This window comes from Streptomyces griseus subsp. griseus (assembly GCF_000720255.1).
In the GTDB taxonomy this organism is placed as follows: Bacteria; Actinomycetota; Actinomycetes; order Streptomycetales; family Streptomycetaceae; genus Streptomyces; species Streptomyces griseus_I.
On record NZ_JOJE01000001.1, the window covers coordinates 626,954 to 652,123 of the forward strand.

A 25,170-nucleotide genomic window follows, 5' to 3' on the forward strand; every position below is an offset into this window, starting at 1 on the left:
GGTCGTGTTGCAGCATGCGCAATGACCTTTGCGTATGCTGTCCGCCCCGGGCACGATGAGGCCATGCCCGCCTCGCCGCTGCCCGCGTCCGCGTCTTCCTCGGCGCCCTCGTCCTCGTCCGTGCTGGACCTCGCCCCCGTCGTCCCCGTGGTGGTCGTGCGGGACGTCGCCGACGCCGTACCTCTGGCCAGGGCGCTCGTCGCCGGCGGGTTGCCGGCGATCGAGGTGACGCTGCGGACGCCTGTCGCGCTGGACGCGATCCGGGCGATCGCCGGGGAGGTGCCGGAGGCGGTGGTCGGGGCCGGGACGGTGATCACGCCGGCGCAGGTGGACGCGTCGGTTGCGGCCGGGGCCCGCTTCCTGGTCAGCCCGGGCTGGACGGACGTACTCCTGGAGGCGATGCGGGGGTCCGGGGTGCCGTACCTGCCGGGGGTGTCGACCACGTCGGAGGTGGTGGCGCTGCTGGAGCGCGGGGTGCGGGAGATGAAGTTCTTCCCGGCGCAGGCCGCGGGCGGCACCGCCTATCTGAAGTGCCTGTCCGGTCCGCTGCCGCAGGCCCGCTTCTGCCCCACCGGCGGGATCACCCCGGCATTGGCACCGGATTACCTGGCGCTGCCCAACGTCGGTTGTGTCGGCGGGAGTTGGATGCTGCCCGCGGACGCGGTGGCGGCAAAGGACTGGGGCCGTGTCGAGGCACTGGCCCGCGACGCGGCAGCGCTCAGCGCAGGTGTGACGTGTCGTTGAACAGGCGGACGCTGGCGTTGCCGTCCGCGTAGTACGCCACCGCCGAGAGCGCTGCCGCCGACAGCTCCATGCGGAACAGGGCCTCGGGCGGGGCGCCCAGGGCCAGCCGGACGAAGGTCTTGATCGGGGTCACGTGGCTGACGAGCAGGACCGTGCGGCCCGCGTACGCGGCGATCAGCTTGTCGCGGGTGGCGGTGATCCGGGTGGCGGTCGCCGCGAAGCTCTCGCCGCCGCCGGTCGGTTCGGCCTCCGGGTCTGCGAGCCAGGCGTTCAGGTCGTCCGGGTAGCGCTCACGGACCTCGCCGAAGGTGAGGCCCTCCCAGGCGCCGAAGTCGGTCTCCCGCAGCCCGTCGTCGACGGTCACCTCCAGGCCGAGGCGGGCGGCGACGATACCGGCGGTCTCGCGGGTGCGGGCGAGCGGGGAGGCCACGACGGCCTGGATCGTGCCGCGCCGGGCGAGCGCCGCGCCGGCCCGCTCCGCCTGCTCCCGTCCGGCGTCGGAGAGGGACGGATCGGTCCCGCCGCTCCCGGAGAACCGCTTCTGCGGGGTCAGCGGCGTCTCACCGTGCCGCAGCAGTACGAAGGTGGCGGGGGCGCCCATGTCGGCGGGGGCCCATCCCGGACTCACGACAGCACGGGCGGCCCGCACGTCGGCGTCGGCCCTGGAGTCCGCCCTGGCGTCGGCCCTGGCGTCGGCCCTGGCGTCCGCCTCGGCAACGGTCGCCGTACCGTGGGGTTCAGCCGCGGGAGGCGACGAAGCCGCCGCGTCCAGCTCGGCCGTCGACGTCGACGGCTCCCAGCGTTCGCCCCGCCGGCCCGCGTCCATCGCCTCGTTCGCCAGGCGGTCGGCGTGCTTGTTCTGTTCGCGGGGGATCCACTCGTAGGTGACCTGCTCCGGCGGGTAGACGCGGGCCGCCTCCATCGCCAGGGGCTTCATGTCGGGGTGCTTGATCTTCCAGCGCCCCGACATCTGCTCGACGACGAGCTTGGAGTCCATGCGGACGTGGACTCGGGCGGTCGGGTCGAGTTCGAGGGCGGCGTGCAGACCGGCCAGGAGGCCGCGGTACTCGGCCACGTTGTTCGTGGCGACGCCGATGTACTCGGCCCGCTCGACGAGGGTCTGCCCCGTCGCCGCGTCGATCACCACGGATCCGTAGCCCGCCGGCCCCGGGTTGCCCCGTGATCCGCCGTCTGCCTCGACGATGAACTCCCGCACGACTCAAAGCCCCTTACCGCCCTTGAGGCGTCTGTCTCCTACAGCCCGGACTCGGCCGTACGCACCAGGATGCGGCTGCAGTTCTCGCAGCGGACGACCGTGTCGGGCGTGGCCTTGCGAATGTCGTTGATGTCCGTGATCGACAGCTCCTGGCGGCAGCCCTGGCAGGTGCGCTGGTACAGCCGGGCCGCGCCGACGCCGCCCTGCTGCGCACGCAGCTTGTCGTAGAGCTTCAGCAGGTCGGCGGGGATCGCGCCGGCGATGACCTCGCGCTCCTTGGTCGCGGTGGCCGTCTCGCCGTCGAGCTCCTCGAAGGCGGCGTCCCGGCGCCCGGTCGCGTCGTCGATCTTCGCCTGTACGGAGCCGACCCGCTCGGTCAGCTCGGCGACCCGCTCCTGGGCGGACTCCCGGCGCTCCATGACCTCCAGGACGACGTCCTCCAGGTCGCCCTGGCGCTTGGCGAGGGAGGTGATCTCGCGCTGGAGGTTCTCGAGGTCCTTGGGGGAGGTGACCGCTCCGGAGTCGAGGCGCTGCTGGTCACGGGTGGCGCGCTGGCGGACCTGGTCGACGTCCTGCTCGGCCTTGGTCTGCTCGCGGGCGGTGTCGCTCTCCTCGGTCTGCGCGGCCACGAGCAGGTCGCGCAGCTGGGTCAGGTCCTTGGTCAGCGACTCGATCTCGGCGTGCTCGGGCAGCGACTTCCGCTTGTGGGCGAGCTGCTGGAGGCGGACGTCGAGGGCCTGGACGTCGAGGAGACGGATCTGGTCGGCGGGCGCGGCGTTCAGTTGGGGGCTCCCAGAGATTCGGTGGTGGTGGACGCCGCGTGGGCCGTCCAGGGGTCGGTGACCGTTTTCGAGACGTGGACGCGAAGGCCCCATCCGTGGCGGTCGGAGATCTCGTCGAGCTGGGTCGCGGCCAGCTCGCACCAGGGCCACTCGGTGGCCCAGTGCGCCGCGTCGAGCAGCGCGAGGGGGCTGTGGGCCCGCGCCTCGGATGCCGGGTGGTGGCGCAGGTCCGCGGTGAGGAAGGCGTCGACTCCGGCGGCGCGGACGTGGTCGAAGAGGCTGTCGCCGGATCCGCCGCTGACGGCAACCGTGCGGACGACCGCCTCGGGGTCGCCGGCGACCCGGATGCCCTGCGCGGTGGCGGGCAGCCGCTCCGCGGCCCGGGCCGCGAACTCGCGCACGCTCACCGGGTGGTCCAGCTCGCAGACGCGGCCCAGCCCGCGGCGGCCGCCGGGGTCGGTCGGGTCCGGCACCAGCGGGCGTACGACACGCAGGTCCAGTGCGCCCGCCAGGGCGTCGGAGACTCCCGGGTCGGCCGTGTCCGCGTTGGTGTGCGCCACGTGCAGCGCGATGTCGTTCTTGATGAGGGTGTGCACCACCCGGCCCTTGAAGGTGGAGGCCGCGACGGTCGTCGTCCCGCGCAGATAGAGGGGGTGGTGGGTGACCAGCAGGTCGGCGTCGAGCTTCACCGCCTCGTCCACGATCTCCTGGACGGGGTCGACGGCGAACAGGACCCGCGAGACCTCCTGGCCGGGGTCGCCCACGACGGTGCCGACCGCGTCCCAGGACTCGGCCCGCTCGGCGGGCCACAGGTTCTCCAGCGCGGCGATGACTTCAGACAGACGGGGCACGGGGAAAGGCTACCTGCCCGTTCTGGGCGACCGCACCGCTCCCGGTCGGCGAACGCCCCGGTCAGCACATCCACCCGGCCCGCTCAGGCGAATCGCTTCTTCACCACCCTTATGTGTGAAGCCTCCGGTTCCCGGTCCCCGCCTGCGCGTACGAAAACTAGCTTGCTCACTGCGAGTGACCGGAGGTGACGAAACGATGACAGCCTGTGCCATCGAACCCGCCGCGGAGGATGAGGACGACGCCCGGAGACCGCGGCCGGGATGCGTGATCACGGCGGACGGCGGCTACGCGGCCCGGCTGGCGCGAGGCGTCGGCCCCGACGCCTGGTTCCCGGAGCGCTGGACGCTCGGCGGCCCCGAGCCGTACGCCGTGCCGCTGCCCGGCAACCAGCCCGAGGAGCCCGACACCGAGGTGCACCCGATGAGCGACGGCCGCGTCCTCGTCCGCCGCTTACTCGACGGACGGCACGCGTTCTCGCTCCTCTACCCCGCCGGCCCCGGCACCGGCGAGCTCCCGCTGGGCGCCGTCGAGTGCCCGGACGACGTCACCCGGCTGCGGCTGCTGCCTCCGGCGCCGGGCGGCGAACGGGCGTACGCCGTCGCCGCGGGACGGCACTCCACGGCGGTGTGGCTGGTCGCGGGCGGCGCGTTCGGGCCCGAGCACCTCGCGGAGATCCCCGGGCACTGCTCGGGCGGGGTGTGGCTGGACCGCACGGGACGGATGCTGGCGCTGGACCGTGAGGTCGGCGGCCGCACCAAGACGGTGGTGGTGGACCTGGAACGCGGTGGGGAGGTGTCGCCGCTGCTCCAGATCGCCGCCGACAGTGACGACCGGCTGCTGCTCGCCGACCCCGACAGCGGGCTCCTTCTCATCACCTCGGACGCGCCCTCCCCCGGACACCGGCGCCTGGGCTGGGGCGTGCTGGGCAGCTCCTTGCCGGTGCGCTTCCCCGAGTGCCTGCGGGTGCCCGACTGCTTGGTCACGCCGTTCGCGATCCAGCCGGGGCAGGTGCTGACGCCGGAGAGCTGCGCGGTGGCACTGCGCGTCGACGGACCGTTCGGCAGCTCGCTCGCGGTGTGGCGGCCGGTCCAACGGCAGATGCACCATCTCCGGCCACCGCAGGGGTGGTTGACGGGGGCCGGGCTGTGGACACCGGAGGGGGTGCTGCGACTGCCGTACTCGACGGCGGACGTGCCGTGCGGGGTGGTGGGGTTGACGGTGGCGGCCGCGCCGGAACCGGCACCGGAGTGGACGTCGGCACCGACGCCCGTCTCGCCGTGTCCGACGGACACGGCGGGCTCCGCGAACACTGCGGGCTCTGCGGGCCCTGCGGGATTCGCAGCCCCTGCGGACACGATGAATCCGGCGTATGTGGCGAACCCCGCGAACCCGGAGTCACCCCAGGAGTCCCACTCGGTGTCACCCCCGGCGTCGCTCCCGGCGTCGCCCCCGGAGCCGGGTATCGCACGGCCCGTGCCCCTGCAACAGGCGCCCTTGGGAGGCCTTGTAACGAAGTAGTGCCGGTTGGCGTGTGCGGCTGGATCCGGGCCGAGGTGTGCCGGTTAGACTCGCCCGGCTGTAAGAAAGATCATGTTGACGGGGTGAATTCTTCCGATGAACGACGCCAGCACGACCCAGCCGCTGCCGACCGAGGTCAAGGAGGGCCAGGAGGCCACCGGGCCCGGCAGGCACCGGGGGCCGGTCTCGGCCCAGGACAGCGGGGCGGCCCCCCGTGGCCGCCACCGCAAGCCGGCGGAGCAGCACGCCGAATCAGCTGCCTGACGGTACGTCGGCCGAGGCCCGGCCCCGCCGTGCACGGCACGTAGCACACGGCCCCGCTCGTCTCCCGACGGGCGGGGCCGTCGCCGTCTCACCCCCGTTTCAACGCCAGCACCTCCGCCGCCGCGAACGTCTCCCCCGGCGGCCGGTCCGCATAGTGCGCGGTGAGCAGGGTGTCCAGCTCCTCATGGGTGAAGGCGTCCTGCTTGCTGTCGAACTTCGCCTGGACGCGCGGCCGTTCCACGACGGCGACCATGCCGCCGTGCACGACGAGCAGCTGGCCGTTGATCCGCTCGGCGGCGGGTGAGGCGAGGTAGCCGACGAGGGGGGCGACATGCTCGGGGGCGAGCGGGTCCAGGCCCTCGGCGGGCTGCTCGACGCGGGCGAAGACGTCCTCGGTCATCCGGGTGCGGGCGCGCGGGCAGATGACGTTGGCCGTCACGCCGTACTTGGCGAGGGCGAGGGCCGTGGAGGTGGTCAGGCCGACGATTCCGCCCTTGGCGGCGGCGTAGTTGGGCTGTCCGGCCGAGCCGGCCAGGAACGCCTCGGACGAGGTGTTCACGATCCGCCCGTACACCGGCCCGCCCGCCGCCTTGGACCGCTCCCGCCAGTGCGCGGCCGCGAACCGGGTCGTGTTGAAGTGACCCTTGAGGTGGACCCGTATCACCGCGTCCCACTCCTCCTCGGAGAGGGAGAAGACCATACGGTCGCGCAGGATGCCCGCGTTGTTGACCAGGATGTCCAGCTTGCCGTACTCGGTGATCGCCAACCCGACCAGTTCGCGGGCCTGTTGGAAGTCACCGACGTCCCCGGTGTGGGCGAGCGCGGTGCCGCCCGCGGCGCGGATCTCGGCGGCGACCTCCTCGGCGGGGCCCGCGGAGGCGTCCCCGGAGCCGTCCCGGCCGCGCTGCCCGTAGTCGTTGACGACGACGGCCGCGCCGAGCCGGGCGAGCTCCAGCGCCTCCGCCCGGCCGAGGCCGCGCCCGGCGCCCGTGACGATCGCGGAGAGTCCTTCGAGTGGCAGTGACATCGACGCCCCCGTGGCTCAGATCTCGACGCAGGTGCGCAGCGAGGTGCCGGTGCGCATCTGATCGAGGGCCTCGTTGACCTCGGCGAGCGGGACGCGGTGCGTGATGAGCCCGTCGAGGTCGACGCGGCCGGCCCGCCACAGGGCGATGGTCCGCTCGTAGGAGCGCAGGACGTCGCCGCCGCCGTACATCGAGGGCAGGATCCGCTTCTCGTCGAAGAACAGCTCGAACATGCTGAGCTGGAGGAAGTCGTCCATCGCGCCCGCGCCGACGACGACGAGCGTGCCGCCGCGCCGGGTCGTCTCGTACGCCGTCCGCGCGGTGGCCGACCTTCCGACGACCTCGAAGACGTAGTCGAAGCCCTCGCCGCCGGTGACGCGCTGCTTCGCGTCGGCCAGCTCGTCCGGCGCGACGGCCTGAGTGGCGCCGAACCTGAGGGCCTCCTCGCGGCGCGCGGGAACGGGGTCGACGGCGACGATCTCGGCGGCGCCCCGCAGCCGCGCACCCTGGATCGCGGAGATGCCGACGCCTCCGCAGCCGATGACGGCGACCGATGAACCGGCCTCCACCTCAGCGGTGTTGAGGGCCGCACCCAGTCCGGTGGTGACGCCGCAGCCGATGAGTGCGGCGATGTCGAACGGCACGTCGCCGGGGATCGGCACCGCGCAGCCCGCGTCGACGACGACCTCCTCGGCGAAGGTGCCGGTGCCGGCGAAGCCGAAGACGTCCCCGCCGGGGCGACGGAAGTTGGGCGTGCCCGCGTTCATGAACCCGGCCAGGCACAGCTGGGTCTGCCCGCGCTTGCAGGCGGGACACGCGCCGCAGGCCGGCAGCCAGCAGACCACGACCCGGTCCCCGGGCTTCAGATGCGTGACGCCTTCGCCGACTTCGACTATCTCCCCGGCACCCTCGTGGCCCGGCACGAACGGTGCCGGCTGTGGCAGCACCCCGCTCATCGCCGACAGGTCCGAGTGGCACAGACCCGTGGCCCGCACCCGGATCCTCACCCTGCCGGGACCGAAACCCACCGCCTCGACGTCGTCCAAGACCTCCAGCTTCTCCTGGCCGATCTCCTGCAGTACGGCTGCGCGCATGGTGCGGCTCCCCTCGACGGTGGGCTGGCTCAGGAGTGTTCGACGATGGTGTCGGCGAGAACGGGTGCGTCGTCCCGCTCCACCGCGGTCACGGCGACCCGGACCTCCCCGGTCTGCCGCCACATGCGCACGCGCAGGGTCTCGCCCGGATACACGACCCCGGCGAAGCGTGTGGCGTAGGAGCGGACCCGGGTGACGTCGCCGCCGAGGAGGGTGTCGACGACGGCCTTGAGGGTCATGCCGTAGGTGCACAGGCCGTGCAGGATGGGCCGGTCGAAGCCCGCGCGCTTGGCGAACTCGGGGTCGGCGTGCAGTGGGTTGAAGTCGCCGGAGAGGCGGTAGAGGAGGGCCTGGTCGTCGCGGACGGGCCGCTCGACGGTCCTGTCGGGCTCACCGGCCGGTGCTTCCAGGCGTGCCGACGGTCCGCGGTCACCGCCCCAGCCGCCTTCCCCCCGTACGAAGATCTGCGCGTCGCTGGTCCACAACGGGCCGTCGGTGTCGGCGACTTCGGTGCGCATGACCAGGACGGCCGCCTTGCCCTTGTCGTAGACGGCGGCGATCCTGCCGGTCGCGGTGGCCGTACCCCGGACCGGGAGGGGCCGGTGGACCGTGAGGGACTGGCCGCCGTGCAGGACGTGCGCGAGGTCGACGTCGACGCCGGGCATGGCCAGTCCGCTGATCACACCGGGCGAGCCGGAACCGGCGACCGTGGCGAAACTGGGCAGCACGTGCAGCCGGGACTCCAGGGTGTAGCGCAGCTCGTCGGGGTCGGTGGCGGGGCTGCCCGCGCCGATGCCGAGGTGGTAGAGCTGGACGTCCTTGTGGTCCCAGAAGAGCTCGCCGGATCGGGGCTCGGCGGCGAGCGCCTTGGCTGCGTCGATGGGCATGGGGCTCCTGAGGTCGGCGGTCGGTGCGGATGGTGGGTGATCAGTGACGGTCACGGGCGGAGGAGACCCCGGTACAGCCGTCCGCACCGTCGGCCGTACCGAGGTCGTTCACGGGCCGCGGAAGGCGCGGATCTAGAACGCGTTCCAGTACGGCGGACCCTCTGTATAGCCGAGCCCCCTGCACTTGTGAAGCCTCCTGACGGTATGTCAGATTCGGTGCCACCCTGACATTTGTCACACCGAACTCCGGACAGGCGCATCTGCCGGGCGTCCGTGCCGGATCCGTAGCGTGGGTGCCATGACAGAGACAGAGCGGGCCGTGTACTTCAGGGGTGCGATCAAGGCGTACGGCGACGTTCGTGCCGTCGACGGGGTCGACCTGGAGATCGCGCACGGTGAGACGGTCGCGTTGCTGGGCCGCAACGGCGCGGGAAAGTCGACGGCGATCTCGCTGCTGCTCGGCCTCGCCGAGCCGGACGCGGGCACGGTGGAGCTGTTCGGCGGACCCCCGCAGGTGTCCGTGCGGGCGGGTCTGGTCGGGGCCATGCTCCAGGAGGCGCGGGCGGTCCCCCGGGTCACCGTCGGCGAGCTGGTCGCCTTCGTCGCCGGCCGCTACCCGGATCCGCTGCCGGTCGCGCGGGCCCTGGAGCTGGCCGGGATCGAGGAGCTCGCGGGGCGGCGCGTGGACCGGTTGTCCGGCGGTCAGGTCCAGCGGGTCCGGTTCGCCGTCGCGCTCGCCGGGAACCCCGCGCTGCTCGTCCTGGACGAGCCCACGGCCGCCCTGGACGTCGAGGCACGACACGCCTTCTGGGAGTCGATGCGGGCCTACGCCCGGCGGGGCCACACCGTCCTCTTCTCGACCCACTACCTGGAGGAGGCAGACCTGTACGCCGACCGGGTCCTCGTCCTCGACCACGGGCGGATCGTCGCCGACGGCACGGGCGAGGAGTTGCGGCGCTCCGCGGGCGGGAACCTGGTCACCTTCGACCGGGCGGGCCGTGACCCGGCCGATCTGGCCCTGCTGCCCGGCGTACGGTCGGTCGAGGTGGCCGGGGGCCGGGCGCGCCTGCGCACCGACGACTCCGACGCCACCGTCGTCGCCCTCGCCCGCCTGAACGCGATCCGCGGCCTAGAGGTCACCCCGGCGTCGCTGGACGACGCGTTCCTGAACCTGACGTCGCGGGAGCGGGAGCCTGTGCGGGAGCCGGTGCGGTCGTCGGTGCGGGAGCCGGTGGGTGCTGAGGCCCCGGAGCCGGTGTGCGAACCGGCGGAGTCGGTGCAGCGGCCGGGCACGGAGACTGCTCGGAAGGCGGCCCGGTGAAGGACTACGTGCGCCTCGAAGTGCGCCGGACGCTGCGCGACCCCGGCTTTGTGATCGGCGGGATCGGGATGCCGGTGCTGATGTACCTGCTGTTCACGAACCTGGGCGCCGACGACGGCGGTTGGCGAACCGGTGCGATGGTCGGCATGGCCGCGTACGGCGCGGTCGGCTCGGCGCTCAACACGGGTGGCGGGGTCGCCGAGGACCGGGCGATCGGCTGGCTTCGGCAGCTCAGGGTCACGCCGATGAGCTCGCGCGAGGTCGTCGTCGGCCGTGCGCTGACCGGTTCGGTGACCGTGGTTCCGGCGATCGTGGCGGTGCTCGCGGCGGGCGGCCTGTTCAACGGCGTCCGGCTGGCGGCCTGGCAGTGGGCGGCGGTCGCGCTGCTGCTGTGGCTGGGCTCGTTCCCCTTCACGCTGCTCGGCCTCGGCAACGGCTACCGGCTGACCGGGCCGGCCACGGGCGTGGCGAACATGCTGTGCAACCTGGGTCTGTCCGTGGTCGGCGGCCTGTGGTTCCCCGTCGTCCTCTTCCCCGGCTGGCTGCGCGCGGTGTCGTCGTACACGCCCACCAACCGCTTCGCGGAGCTCGGCCGTTCGGTGGCGCAGGGGCACGCCCCGGCGGCGGGAGCCGTGGTCGTGCTCACGGCCTGGCTGCTGGTGTTCGGTTCGTACGCTGTGCTGTCGTACCGCCGCGTCGGTACGGCCGTCTGATCGAGGGGGAGAGGACATGTCCTGGAGGAGCACGGCGAGACGGCGTCTGCGTGAGTGGCGGGAGGTGGCCGCCCAGGGACGGGCCGGGCGGCAGCGGTTCCGGGCTCAGCAGCGGGAGTGGCGCAGGACGGGACGGACGCCGGAGGATGTCGGCCCGCCGCCGTCGGGGTTCACCCTGGTGCCCTGGCTGCTCATGGGCATGGGTTCCTTCTCGAACCTCTTCCAGGGTGAGACGCCGAACCCGGTGATCGCCGGCCTGGGCCTGTTCACCTTCAACTCCCTCTACATCTACGTGGTGTTCCGGGCCTTCGTGAAGGAGAAGCGCGAAGCGGCCTCCACCCGGCTGGCGCTGGTCCTGATGGGCCTGGTCACCTGCGGGCTGGCCATCGCGTACGGGGGCAGCTGGCTGTACTTCTTCCCGTTGCTCGGCCTGGCCGTCGGCGCTGTCATGCGGGGGCCGATGCTGGGCCGCGTCGGCATCCCGCTGACCGTGGTCGCGGGCGTCGTCTCCGCGTACCGCTCCGGCTGGGACGCGATCAACGTCGCCTACGGCACCCTGCTGTCGACGATGGTGACGGCGGCGATCCTCTCCCTCACCGACGCGGTACGGGAACTGCGCGCCGCCCGCGAGGAACTGGCCCGGCGTGCCGTCGAGGAGGAGCGGCTGCGCTTCTCCCGGGACCTGCACGACCTGCTCGGCCACACCCTGTCGGTGATCGTGGTGAAGTCGGAGGCGGCCCGGCGGATCGCGGAGCGGGACCTCGACGCGGCGCTCGGGCAGATCGCCGACATCGAGTCGGTGGGCCGCCAGGCGCTGACCGAGATCCGCGAAGCGGTCACCGGCTACCGCGAGGGCAGCATGGCCACGGAACTGGAGCGGGCCCACTCCGCGTTGGGCGCGGCGGGCGTCGAGCCCGTGCTGCACCGGTCGGGCCCGCCCCTCGGCCCACAGGCGGAGACTTTGCTGGCCTGGGTGGTCCGCGAGGCGGTCACCAACGTCGTCCGTCACAGCACTGCGACCCGATGCGAGATCACGGTGTCGGGCGCCCCGGAACGCGTGCGTCTCACGGTCGCGGACAACGGAACCGGCGCCCAGGACCTGGACAGCCGCGTGAGCGGCGGCACCGGGCTCACGGGCCTCAGGGAACGCCTCGCCGCCGCAGGCGGCTCCCTGACGGCCGGCCCGGGCCCCCGCCACGGCTTCACGGTGACGGCGGAACTGCCGGTGGAGGCCCCGAAGTCGCCCGACGGGCCGACGCCCGCGCCCACCGAAAGATGCGCATGACCGGTCACCGTCCGCCACCCCGAGCTCTACTCTGAGCCCGTGAGCGAGATGCCCCGCGACCACAGGCCGGCCAAGTCCATCAGAGTCCTGCTCGCCGAGGACCAGGGGATGATGCGTGGCGCGTTGGCTTTACTGCTCGGGATGGAGCCCGACATCGAGGTGGTGGCGCAGGTGGGGACCGGGGACGTGATCGTGGACGCGGCGCTGACCCACCGTCCGGACGTAGCGCTGCTCGACATCGAACTGCCCGGCATGAGCGGTCTGGACGCCGCCGCCGAGCTGCGCGACCAGGCGCCGGACTGCCGGGTGCTCATCCTCACCACCTTCGGCCGGCCCGGGTATCTGCGGCGGGCCATGGAGGCCGGCGCGGCGGGCTTCCTCGTCAAGGACGGTCCCGTGGAGGAGCTGGCCGTCGCGATCCGCCGGGTGCTGACCGGGGAGACGGTCGTCGACCCCGCCCTCGCGACCGCCGCGCTCAGCGCCGGCCCCAGCCCGCTCACCGCCCGTGAGTGCGACGTCCTCAAGGCCTCCGCCGACGGCGCGACCGTCGCCGACGTCGCCGCCCGCCTCCACCTCTCCGAGTCCACCGTCCGCAACTACCTCTCCGCGGCCATCGGCAAGACGGGCACCCGCAACCGTATGGAGGCACTACGTGAGGCTCGGCAACAGGGCTGGCTGTAGCGGCCGGTCCGTCGCTCTGCCCGTAGCGGGCCGCCCACCCCGCTACCCGGTCACCTTCACGTCCTTGTACTCCGTCCCCGCCGGCGCCAGGCACACGAACCAGTCGAAGGGCAGTCCCTCGACCCTCCGGATCGTGAACTCGTCGCTGTTGATCACGTTCTCCTCGGCCGCCCTGCGAACCACGCTCTTCGTGCCGTCCTTCCACTCGCAGGTCACCTGCTGTGCGGTCCGCGCCACGCTGCCGATCACGAGGCGTTCGAGGCCGTCGTGGCCCGGCCCCAACGGGCTCGTGCCCGCCTGGATGTCCCGGCCCGACATGGCGCTGTCCTTGGTGACCACGCCCTCCGTCGTCAGGACGCGGCCCGAGTCCTCACCGACGGCACGATGGACGAAATAGGCACCCTTGCCGACCAGGTCGGCGGCCTCACGGACGTCTCCCGGCATGTCGTCGTACTGCACCATCGCGTCCAGTTCGGCCTGCGCCTCCAACTGGTCGCGCGGGGCGGTCCACACATCGATGGAGACGCTCCACGGTGTGCTCCCGTCGGTTCCGGTGGCCAGCATCGTGGTCTGCGGCTCGTAGAGGTTCGGTGTTCCGGTCGACGACGGCTGGGGCGCGGCGGGTGTCACGGCTCGCTCCTGCCCGTTCGGCAGCCCGCTCAGGGCCAGCGCCCCCGTGGAACCGGCCACCACCACGGCCGTGGCCGCGGCCACCGCCCAGCGCCGGGCCCTGCGGCGGCGGCCGCCCCTCAGCACGGCCTGGGTGGGGGCTATACCGATCTCGACCTCGTCCGCGGCGTCGGCCAGCAGGAGAGCGATGTCGTGGTGCGTCATGTGGTTGTCCGTCTCCCGGTCCGCGCTCATCACTTCCGCCCTCCGTACGTCACCGTCTCCGCCAGTTCCGGTATGGCGCGGAGTTTCGCGATCCCCTTGGCCGCGTTGCTCTTCACCGCGCCCACCGAGCAGCCCATGGCCTCCGCGGCCTGGCTCTCGGTCAGGTCCTCCCAGTACCGCAGGACCACCGCCTGCCGCTGGCGGGGCGGCAGTTGCGCCAGTGCCCTCAGCAAGGCGTTGCGGTCGTCGGCCTGGGAGATGCGGTCACCGGTGTCGGGCAGCTCGTGCGAGATGCCCGAGTCGTCCTTCGGTGCCAGGAACTCCTTCAGCCTTCTGCGGTGTTTGCGCGCGTGTGCGTTGATCATCACGCGCCTGACGTACGCCTCCTGATCGTCGGCCGATCCGACCTTGCGCCAGGCCACGTAGACCTGTTCGAGCGTCGACTGGACCAGGTCCTCCGCGGCGTGCTGCTCCCCCGTGAGGAGAAATGCCGTCCGCATCAGCCGCGGCCAGCGGCCGATGACGAAGGCCTGGAACTCCTCGTCCCGGGCCTGCTTGCGATCCCCCATGGGCACCTCCTAGATGTTCAAAGGAGTCCATGAGCCCCCCGGATCGTTGCCTCACCTCGCGAGAACTTTCACCTCACCCCGCGGGCACCCACCTCGCGGCCCCCCACCTCGCGGCCCCCACCTCACCTGGCAGCCCCCCTCCGCGGCAGCCACACCAGCATCAGCGCCGCCCCCGCCACCAGCACCACCGTGCCCGTGCGGAACACCGAGGCGTACCCGGCGGTGAGAGCCTCCGGTGTCTCGCCGCCCCCCGTGCGGGCCGCCGCGAGGGTGGACATGATCGCGAGGCCCAGCGAACCGCCCATCACGCGGGAGGTGTTGACCAGGCCGGACACCAGCCCGGCCTCCCCCGGCGCCGCCCCGGACGTGGCCAGCGCGGCCAGCGGGGTCGCCCCCAGGCCCGCGCCCAGCATCATCAGGATCCCGGGGATCATGATGGCCGTGACGAACGCCCCGTGCGCGCTCATCGTCGACTGCCAGGCGAAGCCGGTGGCGGCCACGAGCGTGCCCAGTACGGCCACGGTGCGCGCCCCGGCCTTCCTCATCAGCCAGGGCGCGAGCTTCGAGCCGAGGACGACGGCGAGGGAGCTCGGCACGAGTGCGAGCCCGGCCGCCAGCGGGCCGTAGCCGAGCACGTTCTGCGCGTACAGCGTCATGAAGTACCACATGCAGAACATGGCGGAGCCGCTGATGAACATCGCCGCGTTCGCCGACGACACCGAGCGCAGCCGGAACAGTCCGAGCGGCATGAGCGGGGCCGTCGTACGGGCCTCGACGGCGACGAAGAGACCGACGAGCGTGAGGCCGGCGGCCAGCGGCACCAGTGTGGCCGACGCCGTCCAGCCCTCGGCCTCGGTCTGCGAAATGCCGTAGGCGAGGGTGGCGAGGCCGGCGGTGACCAGCACCGCGCCCGGCAGGTCGAGTCGCCGTCCGTCCCCGGCGCGGCTCTCCGCGAGCCACCTGGCGGCACCGGCGAGGACGACGGCGCCGACCGGCACGTTGATCAGCAGTACCCACCGCCAGGACAGTGCCTCCACCAGGGCCCCGCCGACCAGGCCGCCCACCGCGCCCCCGCCGGCGCCGACCGCCGTCCAGGTCGCGATGGCCCGGGCCCGGGCGGCGCCCTCCGGTACGGCGGAGGTGACGATCGTCAGCGTCGAGGGCGCCAGCACCGCGGCCCCGAGTCCCTGCACGGCCCGCGCGAGCAGCAGTTGCCGGCTCTCCTCCGCGAGCCCGCCGGCCAGCGAGGCGAGCGTGAACAGACCGAGCCCGACGAGGAACATCCGCTTGCGACCGTACAGGTCACCGGCGCGGCCGCCGAGCAGCATGAACCCGGCGAAGGCGATCGAGTACGCGTTGGCCACCCACTGGAGCCCCGAGGCGCCGAGTCCCAGCTCGGTCCGGATCGAGGGCAGTGCCGTGTTGACGACGGACACGTCGAGGACGACGAGGAACTGCCCCGCGCAGGCGAGGGCCACCACCAGCCAGGCGGGGGGCGCGGTACGGGGGGCGGTGCGGGTGGCGTCGGCGGCTCGCAGCATGCCTGTCATGGTCTCAACCACACCCGGGTCCCACCACGGAGATTCAGGGCTCGCACGCGTCCCGCCCCGCCCCCACACCCCCTGATCGCCAAGAAAAGGTCAAGGATTCGTTAGCATGCCAAAGCAACGGAATAGTTGCCCCAGCACACGGGGTTCGAACTGCACGTACCCCGGTCCCCCACCCGGTTCACCCTTACTTCGGCCTGGAGGCCCTGCTCAATGACGTTCACGACGACCGGCCGGTCCACCCGGAGAGCAAGCGGAGCCGTGGTCCCGGTGCTCGCCTTCGCGGGCATCGTGGTCGCGGTGATGCAGACGCTGCTCGTCCCGGTCATCAAGGACCTGCCGCAACTGCTGGACTCCGCGCCCAGCGACGCCACCTGGGTCCTGACCTCGACGCTGCTCTCGGGCGCCGTCGCCACGCCGATCATGGGCCGCCTGGGCGACCTCTACGGCAAGCGGCGCATGCTGATCACCAGCCTCGCGGTGATGGTCGTCGGCGCACTCGTCAGCGCGCTCACCAGTGACCTGCTCACGATGATCGCGGGCCGCGCCCTCCAGGGCTTCGCCATGGGCGCCATCCCGCTGGGCATCGGACTGATGCGCGACATGCTGCCGCCCGAGAAGCTCGGCTCCGCCATGGCCCTGATGAGCTCCTCCATAGGCGTCGGCGGCGGCCTGGCACTGCCCGCCGCCGCCCTGGTCGCCCAGCACGCCGACTGGCACGCCCTGTTCTACGGCGCCGCCGTCCTCGGCGCGCTCGCCATCGTCCTCACCCTCGCCGTGGTCCCCGAGTCGCCGATGCGCGCGGAGGGCTCCTTCGACCTCCTCGGCGCCCTGGGCCTGTCCACCGGCCTCGTCCTCTTCCTGCTGCCGATCACCAAGGGCAGCGACTGGGGCTGGACCTCCGGCACCACGCTCGGCCTGTTCGGCGCGGCGGCCGTCGTCCTCGTGCTGTGGGGTGTGATGGAGCTGCGCATGAAGGCTCCGCTGGTGGATCTGCGCACCACGGCCCGCCCCGCGGTGCTCTTCACCAACCTCGCCTCGATCATGGTCGGCGTCTCCTTCTACGTCGTCTCCCTCGTCCTCCCCCAGCTGCTCCAGCTGCCGAAGTCCACCGGTTACGGCCTCGGCCAGTCGATGGTGGTCGCGGGCCTGCTCGTGGCCCCGCTGGGCCTGACGATGATGTTCACGGCTCCCGTCTACGCCCGTCTGTCGGCCAAGTACGGCCCCAAGTTCACCCTGATCCTCGGCCTGCTGATCATCGCGATCGGCTACGGCGCCGGCCTCGGCCTGATGAGCGCCCCCTGGCAGAGCCTGGTCATCGCGGTGGTCCTGGGCGCGGGCATCGGCCTGGCCTACTCCTCCCTGCCCGCGCTGATCGTGGGCGCGGTGCCGGCGTCGGAGACGGGTGCGGCGAACGGCCTCAACACGCTGATGCGGTCCATCGGCACGTCGGTGTCGAGCGCCGTGATCGGCATGGTCCTCGCCAACACCGCGAACAACGTCGGTGGCGTCGAGATCCCGACCATGCACGGCTTCCGCGTCTCCTTCCTGATCGCGACGGCCGCCGTCGCCCTCGGCCTGCTGCTGGCCCTCTTCCTTCCCGGCCGCCGGCCCGCCGAGAAGCCGCAACTGCGGGCGAGCAGCGAGGAGGACGCCAACCTGGCGCGCGCCGAGGAGGCCCTGCGAGGCTTCCGCGGCCGGGTCCTGGACGCGGACGGCGCCCCGGTCGCCCGCGCCAAGGTCACCCTGATCGACCCCCGCGGGCGTCAGGCGGGCGCGACGCTCTCCGCGGAGGACGGCACCTACGCGCTCACCGTGCCGGTCCAGGGTGCGTACGTCCTCGCCGCGACGGCCACCGGCCACGCCCCGCTCGCCTCCTCGGCGACCCACACGGGCGACGAACTTCCGGTGGACCTGGACCTGTCGCTGCCGGGCGAGGAGCTCACCACGGCGTAGGCACCGCTTCCCCCGCTTCCCGCACCCCCTGTCGCCCAGCCGACGGGGGGTGCGGCAGCATGGGGCGCCCACGAGCACGTACACCCCTGTGCCCATACACATGTACGACTGAAAGGACCCCGATGACGACCGCGGCACCCAAGCCCGAGATCCTGGCCGCGTTCGAGGCGGCGAAGGGGTTCATGCCCGTCGACGAGGGACTCGCGCTGTACGCGGCCGCCGTCGAGGCGGGCCGGCTCGGGCTGCCCCTGCTGGAGGTCGGCACCTACTGCGGCCGCTCCACGATCCTCCTCGCCGACGCGGCCCGCGGGGCCGGAGTCACCGCGCTCACCGTCGACCACCACCGGGGCAGCGAGGAGCAGCAGCCCGGCTGGGACTACCACGACCCGGAGACCGTCGACCCCGAACTCGGCGTGATGGACACGCTGCCCACGTTCCGCCGCACCCTGCACAGGGCGGGCCTGGAGGACCATGTGGTCGCACTGGTGGGCCGTTCCCCCCAGGTGGCGCGGGTCTGGAGCACCCCGCTCGCCCTGGTCTTCATCGACGGCGGTCACACCGACGAACACGCCACCGCCGACTACGAGGGCTGGGCCCCGCATGTCGCCGAGGGCGGCCTGCTGGTGATCCACGACGTCTTCCCGGACCCGGAGGACGAGTTCACCGGGCAGGCCCCGTACCGCGTCTACCTGCGTGCCCTTGAGTCCGGTGCCTTCACGGAGGTGTCGGACACGGGCTCCCTCCGGGTCCTGCGGCGCACCGGCGCCGGCATCTGACGACGCCCGCTAGGGTGGCTGCCGTGTCGTACGCAGGTCCGGAATTCGAACCCTCTTCGTCCCGTCGGCCCCCCATGCGGCGGGCCCTGCTCGTGGCGCTCGGCGTGCTCGTGCCGGGTGCGCTGCTCGGGTGGGTCGTATGGCAGGGAGTGGCTTCACCCGGCGGGTCGGACCAGCCGGACCGCGCGGAGCGGACGGCGGGCGGCACCGCCCCGGGTGCCGGGGACGGCAAGGAGCCGAGGGGCTCGGCCACCCCGTACAGCGCCGCACCGCTCAAGGGCAAGGTCGTCGTCATCGACCCGGGGCACAACCCCGACAACTTCCAGCACACCGCGGAGATCAACCGCAAGGTGGACATCGGGACCAACCGCAAGGAGTGCGACACCACGGGGACATCCACCAACTCGGGTTACACCGAGGCCCGGTTCACGCTCGACGTCGCGCACCGGCTGCGGACCCTGCTCCAGCAGCAGGGCGCCACCGTGAAGTTGACGCAGGACGGCGACCGGCCGTACGGGCCGTGCGTGGACGAGCGGGCGCGGATCGGGAACGCGGCGCACGCGGACGCCGTGGTGTCCGTGCACGCCGACGGATCGGGGGCCGGGAACCGCGGCTTCCACGTCATCCTCCCGGCGGCGGTCCACGAGGGCGGTGCCGACACCCGGCCCATCGTCGGCCCCTCCGGCGAGCTCGGCGAGCTCATCGCGACCGACTTCGCGCACAGCACCGGTACCAAGCCGTCCAACTACGTCGGTGACGGCAGCGGACTCGTCACGCGAAAGGACCTCGGCGGTCTCAATCTGTCAACGGTTCCCAAGGTGTTCATCGAGTGCGGCAACATGCGCGATAGCAAGGACGCGGCACTGCTGACGAGTGGCGCCTGGCGGCAGAAGGCGGCGCAAGGGATCTCTGAGGGAATCGTGCGTTTCCTGCGCGGGTAGTGATCAGCGTGCTGATCCCGGCGGACAGGCCGATCGTGCGGACGATAGGGTCGTTCCTGCGATAAGGGGCCACCCCCGCGCTTCCCACCGGGGCCGGAAGGCGACATGGTGACAGCGAGCCTCTACCGACGATGAGACGACCTACGAAGGACCAGAAGTGAACATCCGCTCCCTCACTAGAGGCGACGGCGTGGTGATCGGAGCAGCGGTGTTGCTGTTCATCGCGTCGTTCCTGGACTCCTACTCGGCCGATACGGCCCCGGACAGCTTCGACTTCCCCAGCGCCTGGGCGAGCGGTCCCATCCTCATGGGCGTGGTACTGGCGGGCCTCATCGGTGCCGCGCTCGTCGTCCTCTCGCGTGGCCTCCCGCAGGTACCGAAGGTGGCCGGACTCGACCTCGGTCAGTTCGGCGTCGCCTTCACGGTCTTCGCCGCGTGGAGCGCGCTCGGCAACCTCATCGACCCGGCCAGCGGTACGAACAACTTCCAGGGCGATGCCAGCGACACCCTGGACGCCGGTGTCGGTCTGATCCTCGCCTTCATCGCCACCCTGGTCATGGCCGGCGCCGCCGTGGCCACCCCCCTCGTCCCCGCCCTCCAGGCCGCCCTCGTTCCCGCCCCCAAGCCCCCGGCGCCCCAGCCCTACGGCGCCCAGCCCCCCGGTGGCTACGGCTACCCGGGCCAGCAGCAGCCGCAGTTCGGCGGGCAGCAGCCGCAGCCGCAGGGCCAGCCGCAGCCGCAGGGCCAGCAGCCGTTCGCGGGGCACCAGCCGCCGCAGGCCCAGGCCCAGCCGCCGGCCGCGGACTTCTCGCCGTTCTGGTTCGCCGTGCCGGTCGCGCGGCCGCTGTTCCCGGAGGACGGCTCCCCGACGCCGATCGCTGAACTCGCGCCGGGCACCTGGTATTTGGCCGTCGAGCAGAGCGGTCCGGGCCTGATCGCCCAGACCCAGGACGGCCGACGCGGCGTACTGCGCGACACCTCGGGCATCCAGCGCGGCTGAGATCCCTGGACCCGTACTTCACCGACGGCCCCTCGCCCTTCCGGGCGGGGGGCCGTTGCCGTACAGTCGCCCTACTTGTCTGACGGATCGTCAGGAGGCGGCGATGCGGCTCGGTCTCGCACTCGGCTACTGGGGGCGCGGCCCCTCCGCGGAGCACGTCGCGCTGGCACGGCAGGCGGAGGAGCTGGGCTACGACTCGGTGTGGACGGCCGAGTCCTGGGGCTCGGACGCCTTCACCCCCCTGACCTGGATCGCCGCGCGGACGTCGAGGATCAAGCTGGGTACGGCCGTCGCACAGATGGCGGCCCGCTCCCCCACCACGACCGCGATGCACGCGCTCACCCTGGACCACCTCTCCGGCGGACGGATGATGCTCGGGCTCGGTCTGTCCGGCCCGCAGGTCGTCGAGGGCTGGTACGGCCGCCCGTTCCCGGAGTCGCCGCTGACCGCGACCCGGGAGTACGTCGACGTCGTACGGCAGGTCCTCAGGCGGGAGGCCCCCGTCGAGCTGGCCGGGCGGTTCCACTCCCACCCCTACCGTGGCGCGGACGGCACCGGCCTCGGCAAGCCCCTCAAGCCGATCACCCATCCGCTCCGCGCCGACCTGCCCGTCCTGCTCGGCGCCGAGGGCCCGAGGAACGTCGCGCAGACCATCGGGATCGCCGACGGCTGGCTGCCGTTGTACTGGGCGCCGACCAGGCCCGAGGTGTACGGGGAGGCCGTGGGCGCGCTCCCCGACGGCTTCCTCGTCGCGCCCATGGCCCGGGTGAAGGTCTGCGACGACATCGGCGAGGGGCTGCTTCCCGTCAAGGCCATGCTCGGCTTCTACATCGGCGGGATGGGGCACGCGGCCCGCAACTTCCACGCCGATCTCATGGCGCGCATGGGGTACGAGGAGGAGGCGCGGCGGATCCAGGAGCTGTTCCTGTCGGGGCGCCGTGAGGAGGCGGTGCTGGCGGTGCCGGACGCCTTCGCGGACGAGATCTCCCTCGTCGGACCGCGCGAACGCGTCGCCGAGCGACTGGAGTCGTGGCGCAAGGGCCCGGTGACCGACCTGCTGGCCCTCTCACCCGACCCGCACACGCTACGGGTGCTGGCCGAGCTCAACTCGTGACGGGTCACCGGAAGATGGCGACCGGGTCCAGCGTCAGCTCCCCCCTGCGCGGGTCCCAGGTCCGCACCTTGCCCAGGCAGCGGGCCTGGAACTCGCCGGTGTAGTAGTCCTCGTCGCGGAACTCGCCCCGGCCCTCGGTCTCGGCGCAGGTGATCTTCACATGGGCGGCCGGTTCGCCGGTGCCGTAGCGGGCGCGCAGTACCACGTCGCCACTCTCCGTACGGCGGGCGGTGAAGCGGCCGGTGACGGAGACGAAGTCCGACATCACGGCGCTCAGCGGCACTCGCCCGTCCTGCGGCGCGTCGCGCAGGGTGTCGGCGAGCGACCGGTTGAGGACCAGACGGCCGGTGGTCAGGTCGGCGTCCACGACGACGTCCTCGCGGCGCACGGTGTCCATGAGCACGCCGATCACGTTCATGGGCGTGCTCTCCCGGAGGTAAGTGGTGACGCGTTCCTTGGTGACGCCCCGGTCGGCCTTGCCGCCGGCCCAGGAGAACAGCTTGCCCCACAGGCCGTAGTTGCTGGTGACATTGGTCCGGTAGGCGACCTCCTGGGCCAGGGACTCGCTGAAGCGGCCGGCCTCGTAGATGTCCATGACGCGCTGCTTGTGCAGGTAGAAGCACATGCCGAGGACGGTCGGCCCGCCCCGCCGGCCCCATCTGCGCCGACGGCCCGGGCGCGCCAGGGCGAACCGCAGCAGCACGACCAGACAGGCCGCTGTCAGGGCCCAGACCACCAGCCACGGCCACCACAGGCCCCACCACTGACTGTCAATGACACCCACGGATCTCCTTGAACGCGTCGGCGAGGGAGGAGAGTCCGGCGTCGACCACGCGGCCGCCGGTCGCGTCGGCGGCACGTTCGAGGGCGGCCGCGTCGGCCTCTCCGAAGTGGACGGGGAAGGTGGGCACCGCGTTCGCCTCGGCGCCGAGCGCGCGGTGCCGTCGCAGGAACTCCTCGTACCCGATGCCCGCGTTGTTCTCGCCGTCCGTCATCAGCACGACGGAGACGGGCCGTTCGGGCTCCTCGCGGACGGCGGCGGTGGCGATGCGGTAGCCGCGGTCGAGGGCGGACCAGACGGCGGTGGCGTCGTCGAAGCCGCCCCCGGCGACGATCCGGTCGAGGGCGCGCAGGTCGGCGTCGCCGCGGACCGTCAGGGTGCGTTCCTGGAGCACGCGGCCGCCGAACCGTACGACGGTGAGGCGCTCCCCGCGGTAGAAGCGGGCGAACTTGCCGGTGGACGTCCGGTCCGCGCCGCTGAGCCCTGCGAAGGCGGCCCGCAGTCCTGCCATCCGCTTGCCGCGCATCGAGGTGGAGAAGTCCAGCAGGAACACCACCTGGTCGGCGGACTTGCCGAGTGGCTCGCCGTAGTCGGCGACGAGTTGTTCGACGATGGACAGCCGGTCGGGGAAGGACAGGGCGTTGCCGACGGGCGCGCGCAGCTGGGTCGAGGGCTCGACGTCCTGGTTGACCGGGCGCCGGAACGTCCGCCGCATCAGCTTCTTCTGAGTGTCGGCGCTCAGCAGCCAGTCCACCACCTTTCCGTACGCCGTCCGTTGCCGTTCGTCGAGCAGGAGGAGCGGGAAGTCGGACAGGACCATGCCGTCGTCGGGGTGGACGATCTCCAACGGCCGGCGCAGCTTGCCGGTGGCGTTCAGGGAGAGCAGTTCAGCCTCGTGGGCGATGAGCGCGTCGGCGTCGTCCTGGTGCCGGAGGTAGCCGTCGATCAGGTCGCGTGAGCCGGCACCGGTGAGGGTCTGGCCGGAGCGGAAACCACGCAACCGGTCGCAGGAGACGTCCTGTTCGCGCAGTGCGCCGCCGGTCGCGGCCGCCGCGGTGGCGACCCCGACGAGCGCGGCGCGCCCGGTGTCGCTGCGCCGCGGGTCGGCCATCCCGAACCGCAGGGTGCCGTCGGCGGCCGCGTCGGCGACGTCCGCCCACGAGATCCGCCCGCCCGCGGCCCGCTCCCGCAGCTTCCGCGCCACCGCGGGCTCCAGGCCGACGACGACCGGGGAACGCATGATCGCGGTGGACTCGGGGCGCGTCAGGCGTCCACCGGAGTCCTGCACCCGCAGCAGGAACGAGCGGTCGGAGGCGAGCCAGGCCAGGTCGTACGGGGAGCGCCCGGAGGCAGGAGGTTGGCCCGCGAGATCGGCGGTGGCCTTGTACTCCATGTCCAGCTCGACGCCCGTGTCGTCCTCCAACTCGCCCAGCAGGGGCGCGACATCGGCGAGCTCGGGGCTGGCGAGGACGCGCAGGGTGACACGGTCGTCGTCGCGGGTGCAGGAGGTGGTGAGGGTGCCGAGGAGGGCGAGGGCCAGGGCGGCCGTCAGAGCCCGTACCGGCCGCCTCACGAGGTGTCCCGCACGGTCGGCGGGCAGTTGCCCACGTAGTCGATGATCTTCTCCAGGACGCTCAGGTCGGGCTCGTACACCTTGGTCTGGTCGGGGTTGGGGGCCGGGGCCTGGATGCCGTGGTCGCGGAGGAAGGCGTTGAGCTGTTCGCTGGTGCCGTCCTCGCCGGAGAAACGGACGCGGAAGCCGAGTTCGATGGCCCGCTGGCGCAGCTCCGCGTCCTCCTCGATGACGCTGACCAGGCGGTCACCCCGGTCGGTGAGGGAGACGAGCTGGGGTTCGGTGAGGGCGTACGGGGTGGGGTAGAGCAGAACGCGGTCGGTGTCCTGGCGGCCGTGCTTGTCGTGGTAGGCGATCTGGTGGGCCAGGTACTGGTGTTCGTAGATCACGGAGATCGGCGCGATGCTCTCGCCGAGGTCGGAGAAGTAGCTCTCGGCCTGTTCGTCGGCCCACATGCCCTGGAGGTTGATGAGGGGTTTGACGCGGGCGGCGAGCTCGTCGCCGCTCGTGTCCTGGGTGCCCGGCGTGCGGTTGGCGTTGGCGACGAAGGCGAGGATGCTCAGGTAGGTGCCGGCGGAGTTGGACTCGCAGACGTTGGAGGTACGGACGAGGACGCGGCCACTGTTGCGCTCGCCGCCGCTGACCTTGTCGAAGCCGATGCCGTTCCAGGTGTCGGCCTGCGGGCCGCTGCCGTCCCGGGGGTTCTTCGGGTCGTCGACGCCGTCGAGCAGCCGGGTGAACTCCGCCATCCGCAGGTCGTAGTAGAGCGTTTCGCCGCCGCCCGGGGCCTGCTGCCGGGTGGCGACCCCGGCCTTCACCAGGGTCTCGGCGTAGTCGCGGAACGTGGACAGGACCAGCGGGGAGACGAAGGGGCGCGCCGATCTCACCGAGCGGTCCTGCCGGTCGAGGATCAGCTTCGCGGCGGGCTGGCCGGACGGGAAGACGACGTCCATGCCCTTCAGGGACTGGGTGGCGATACCGCGGGAGCCGAGGCGGTGGATGTCGACGCGTATCCCGTGCCGCAGTAACAGCCGCTGCACCTCGGGGTCTCTGAAGAAGTCCGACTTGGAGGCCATCTTGGCCTCCAGCGTGGTGATGTGTTCGAACGGGCGCAGGAGATTGCCCGAGACGGAGAGCGAGATCAGTCCGGCCAGGGCGAGCGGCAGCGCGACGACGACATGACGCGGGACACGGCGGCGACGCACGCGGCGGGTGGCGAGCCGCGGTTCCTCGATCGTGGGTGCTCCGGCGTCGGACAACGGCCCTCCTGCCACTCAAGGGGGCAGGATCATCGTGCACCCCCTCGAACACGATCCCCCGGAGGCGCCAATTCCACTCGAATACCGGGAAAATGGCCGACGCGTTTCATGCCGCCCATCGCGGCAACCCGTTGGACATGTCTCCTAGATATCGGAACGGTGCGAACCAGGCCGGCACGGTCATCGCCGTCGTGGCCGACGTCATGGCCGTGATCCTGGGCCTGTGGATCCTGATGTACCTGCTGGACGCCAACCGGGCGAACGACTTCGTGCAGTTCATCCAGCACGCCGCCCGCTGGCTCGCCGGCTGGTCCTACGACCTGTTCACGTTCGACGAAGCCTGGGCGAGGGTGGTCGCGGGCTACGGCCTGGCGGCGGTGGTGTACCTCTTCGTGGGGCACGCCATAGCCAACCGGGTCCACCGCCACTGACTTTCAG

At 72.1% G+C, this 25,170-nt stretch carries 25 protein-coding genes; 13 read left to right on the forward strand and 12 right to left on the reverse strand.

From position 1 onward, the window contains the following. Nucleotides 1–63 precede the first annotated feature (63 nt). On the forward strand, nt 64–744 hold the full coding sequence (eda, locus tag IG99_RS02865) for a bifunctional 4-hydroxy-2-oxoglutarate aldolase/2-dehydro-3-deoxy-phosphogluconate aldolase (protein WP_037669269.1): 681 nt from the start codon (nt 64–66) through the stop codon (nt 742–744). Here the strand turns inward: eda and IG99_RS02870 are convergent. Genes IG99_RS02870 through IG99_RS02880 form a run of 3 tightly spaced genes read right to left on the reverse strand, consistent with a single transcriptional unit; the run spans nt 719 to nt 3,593 of the window. Next, nucleotides 719–1,960, reverse strand: a complete 1,242-nt coding sequence (locus tag IG99_RS02870; protein ID WP_037669271.1) for a bifunctional RNase H/acid phosphatase — start codon at nt 1,958–1,960, stop codon at nt 719–721. The two genes, eda and IG99_RS02870, sit on opposite strands and share 26 nt — an antisense overlap. A 38-nt stretch (nt 1,961–1,998) precedes the next feature. Next, nucleotides 1,999–2,742, reverse strand: a complete 744-nt coding sequence (locus tag IG99_RS02875; protein WP_199815447.1) for a zinc ribbon domain-containing protein — start codon at nt 2,740–2,742, stop codon at nt 1,999–2,001. After that, on the reverse strand, nt 2,739–3,593 hold the full coding sequence (locus tag IG99_RS02880) for a Nif3-like dinuclear metal center hexameric protein (RefSeq protein WP_037669276.1): 855 nt from the start codon (nt 3,591–3,593) through the stop codon (nt 2,739–2,741). The genes IG99_RS02875 and IG99_RS02880 overlap by 4 nt, the downstream gene beginning before the upstream one ends. Before the next feature lie 196 nt (nt 3,594–3,789). Between IG99_RS02880 and IG99_RS02885 the strand changes: the two genes are divergently transcribed. After that, nucleotides 3,790–5,112 (forward strand): hypothetical protein, encoded by a 1,323-nt coding sequence (locus tag IG99_RS02885; RefSeq protein WP_037669279.1) that lies wholly within the window; start codon nt 3,790–3,792, stop codon nt 5,110–5,112. Nucleotides 5,113–5,208: 96 nt separating this feature from the next. Next, a complete protein-coding gene (locus IG99_RS49480; protein ID WP_199815441.1) occupies nt 5,209–5,376 on the forward strand; it encodes a hypothetical protein in 168 nt (55 codons plus the stop codon). An 88-nt stretch (nt 5,377–5,464) separates the two neighbouring features. Here IG99_RS49480 and IG99_RS02890 read toward each other — a convergent pair whose 3' ends face one another. From IG99_RS02890 to IG99_RS02900, 3 genes are read right to left on the reverse strand one after another with little or no spacing between them, the layout of a single operon-like run. After that, nucleotides 5,465–6,403: a 3-oxoacyl-ACP reductase gene (locus tag IG99_RS02890; protein WP_037669281.1), complete on the reverse strand. Its 939-nt coding sequence runs from the start codon at nt 6,401–6,403 to the stop codon at nt 5,465–5,467. 15 nt (nt 6,404–6,418) lie between these two features. Then, nucleotides 6,419–7,495 (reverse strand): Zn-dependent alcohol dehydrogenase, encoded by a 1,077-nt coding sequence (locus tag IG99_RS02895; RefSeq protein WP_037669284.1) that lies wholly within the window; start codon nt 7,493–7,495, stop codon nt 6,419–6,421. Between the two features lie 29 nt (nt 7,496–7,524). After that, nucleotides 7,525–8,382: a MaoC/PaaZ C-terminal domain-containing protein gene (locus tag IG99_RS02900; protein ID WP_037669289.1), complete on the reverse strand. Its 858-nt coding sequence runs from the start codon at nt 8,380–8,382 to the stop codon at nt 7,525–7,527. A 298-nt stretch (nt 8,383–8,680) separates the two neighbouring features. Between IG99_RS02900 and IG99_RS02905 the strand changes: the two genes are divergently transcribed. Genes IG99_RS02905 through IG99_RS02920 form a run of 4 tightly spaced genes read left to right on the forward strand, consistent with a single transcriptional unit; the run spans nt 8,681 to nt 12,382 of the window. Then, complete coding sequence (locus IG99_RS02905) at nt 8,681–9,703, forward strand: ABC transporter ATP-binding protein (protein ID WP_078947498.1); 1,023 nt, start codon at nt 8,681–8,683, stop codon at nt 9,701–9,703. Continuing rightward, nucleotides 9,700–10,416 carry an ABC transporter permease gene (locus IG99_RS02910; RefSeq protein ID WP_037669293.1) on the forward strand — a complete coding sequence of 239 codons (717 nt, stop codon included), beginning with the start codon at nt 9,700–9,702 and terminating at the stop codon, nt 10,414–10,416. Before IG99_RS02905 ends, IG99_RS02910 begins: the two co-directional genes overlap by 4 nt. A 16-nt stretch (nt 10,417–10,432) precedes the next feature. After that, nucleotides 10,433–11,701 carry a sensor histidine kinase gene (locus tag IG99_RS02915; RefSeq protein ID WP_051864853.1) on the forward strand — a complete coding sequence of 423 codons (1,269 nt, stop codon included), beginning with the start codon at nt 10,433–10,435 and terminating at the stop codon, nt 11,699–11,701. A 48-nt stretch (nt 11,702–11,749) separates the two neighbouring features. Continuing rightward, nucleotides 11,750–12,382, forward strand: coding sequence for a response regulator transcription factor (locus tag IG99_RS02920; protein ID WP_037669296.1), 633 nt, complete (start codon nt 11,750–11,752; stop codon nt 12,380–12,382). 42 nt (nt 12,383–12,424) lie between these two features. On the opposite strand, the gene IG99_RS02925 is transcribed toward IG99_RS02920, so the two are convergent. The 3 genes from IG99_RS02925 to IG99_RS02935 all read right to left on the reverse strand — a co-directional run bounded on the left by IG99_RS02925 (nt 12,425) and on the right by IG99_RS02935 (nt 15,326). Continuing rightward, nucleotides 12,425–13,246: a hypothetical protein gene (locus IG99_RS02925; protein WP_199815442.1), complete on the reverse strand. Its 822-nt coding sequence runs from the start codon at nt 13,244–13,246 to the stop codon at nt 12,425–12,427. After that, nucleotides 13,246–13,785 carry a SigE family RNA polymerase sigma factor gene (locus tag IG99_RS02930; protein ID WP_037669301.1) on the reverse strand — a complete coding sequence of 180 codons (540 nt, stop codon included), beginning with the start codon at nt 13,783–13,785 and terminating at the stop codon, nt 13,246–13,248. Before IG99_RS02930 ends, IG99_RS02925 begins: the two co-directional genes overlap by 1 nt. A 122-nt stretch (nt 13,786–13,907) precedes the next feature. Next, the gene (locus IG99_RS02935) at nt 13,908–15,326 is read right to left on the reverse strand and encodes a DHA2 family efflux MFS transporter permease subunit (RefSeq protein ID WP_037669303.1); all 1,419 of its coding nucleotides are present in this window, start codon (nt 15,324–15,326) and stop codon (nt 13,908–13,910) included. 219 nt (nt 15,327–15,545) lie between these two features. On the opposite strand from IG99_RS02935, the gene IG99_RS02940 reads away from it, so the two are divergent. The 5 genes from IG99_RS02940 (at nt 15,546) to IG99_RS02960 (ending at nt 21,119) form a co-directional block, all read left to right on the forward strand. Further along, entirely contained in the window at nt 15,546–17,288 is a 1,743-nt protein-coding gene (locus tag IG99_RS02940) for an MFS transporter (protein WP_037669305.1), read from the forward strand. 122 nt (nt 17,289–17,410) lie between these two features. Beyond that, nucleotides 17,411–18,064, forward strand: coding sequence for a class I SAM-dependent methyltransferase (locus IG99_RS02945; protein ID WP_037669308.1), 654 nt, complete (start codon nt 17,411–17,413; stop codon nt 18,062–18,064). Nucleotides 18,065–18,087: 23 nt separating this feature from the next. Next, a complete protein-coding gene (locus IG99_RS02950; RefSeq protein WP_078947499.1) occupies nt 18,088–19,005 on the forward strand; it encodes an N-acetylmuramoyl-L-alanine amidase in 918 nt (305 codons plus the stop codon). A 157-nt stretch (nt 19,006–19,162) separates the two neighbouring features. Continuing rightward, the gene (locus IG99_RS02955) at nt 19,163–20,005 is read left to right on the forward strand and encodes a DUF5336 domain-containing protein (RefSeq protein ID WP_051864855.1); all 843 of its coding nucleotides are present in this window, start codon (nt 19,163–19,165) and stop codon (nt 20,003–20,005) included. Between the two features lie 103 nt (nt 20,006–20,108). After that, on the forward strand, nt 20,109–21,119 hold the full coding sequence (locus IG99_RS02960; RefSeq protein ID WP_037669312.1) for an LLM class F420-dependent oxidoreductase: 1,011 nt from the start codon (nt 20,109–20,111) through the stop codon (nt 21,117–21,119). A gap of 4 nt (nt 21,120–21,123) precedes the next feature. On the opposite strand, the gene IG99_RS02965 is transcribed toward IG99_RS02960, so the two are convergent. From IG99_RS02965 to IG99_RS02975, 3 genes are read right to left on the reverse strand one after another with little or no spacing between them, the layout of a single operon-like run. Then, the gene (locus tag IG99_RS02965) at nt 21,124–21,903 is read right to left on the reverse strand and encodes a hypothetical protein (RefSeq protein ID WP_037669315.1); all 780 of its coding nucleotides are present in this window, start codon (nt 21,901–21,903) and stop codon (nt 21,124–21,126) included. Further along, complete coding sequence (locus IG99_RS02970; protein ID WP_051864857.1) at nt 21,890–23,473, reverse strand: vWA domain-containing protein; 1,584 nt, start codon at nt 23,471–23,473, stop codon at nt 21,890–21,892. Before IG99_RS02970 ends, IG99_RS02965 begins: the two co-directional genes overlap by 14 nt. After that, entirely contained in the window at nt 23,470–24,732 is a 1,263-nt protein-coding gene (locus IG99_RS02975) for a hypothetical protein (protein WP_037669318.1), read from the reverse strand. The genes IG99_RS02970 and IG99_RS02975 overlap by 4 nt, the downstream gene beginning before the upstream one ends. Nucleotides 24,733–24,869: 137 nt before the next feature. Here IG99_RS02975 and IG99_RS02980 point away from each other — a divergent pair, with 137 nt between their 5' ends. Continuing rightward, nucleotides 24,870–25,163: a hypothetical protein gene (locus IG99_RS02980; RefSeq protein WP_037669649.1), complete on the forward strand. Its 294-nt coding sequence runs from the start codon at nt 24,870–24,872 to the stop codon at nt 25,161–25,163. Nucleotides 25,164–25,170: the final 7 nt, after the last annotated feature.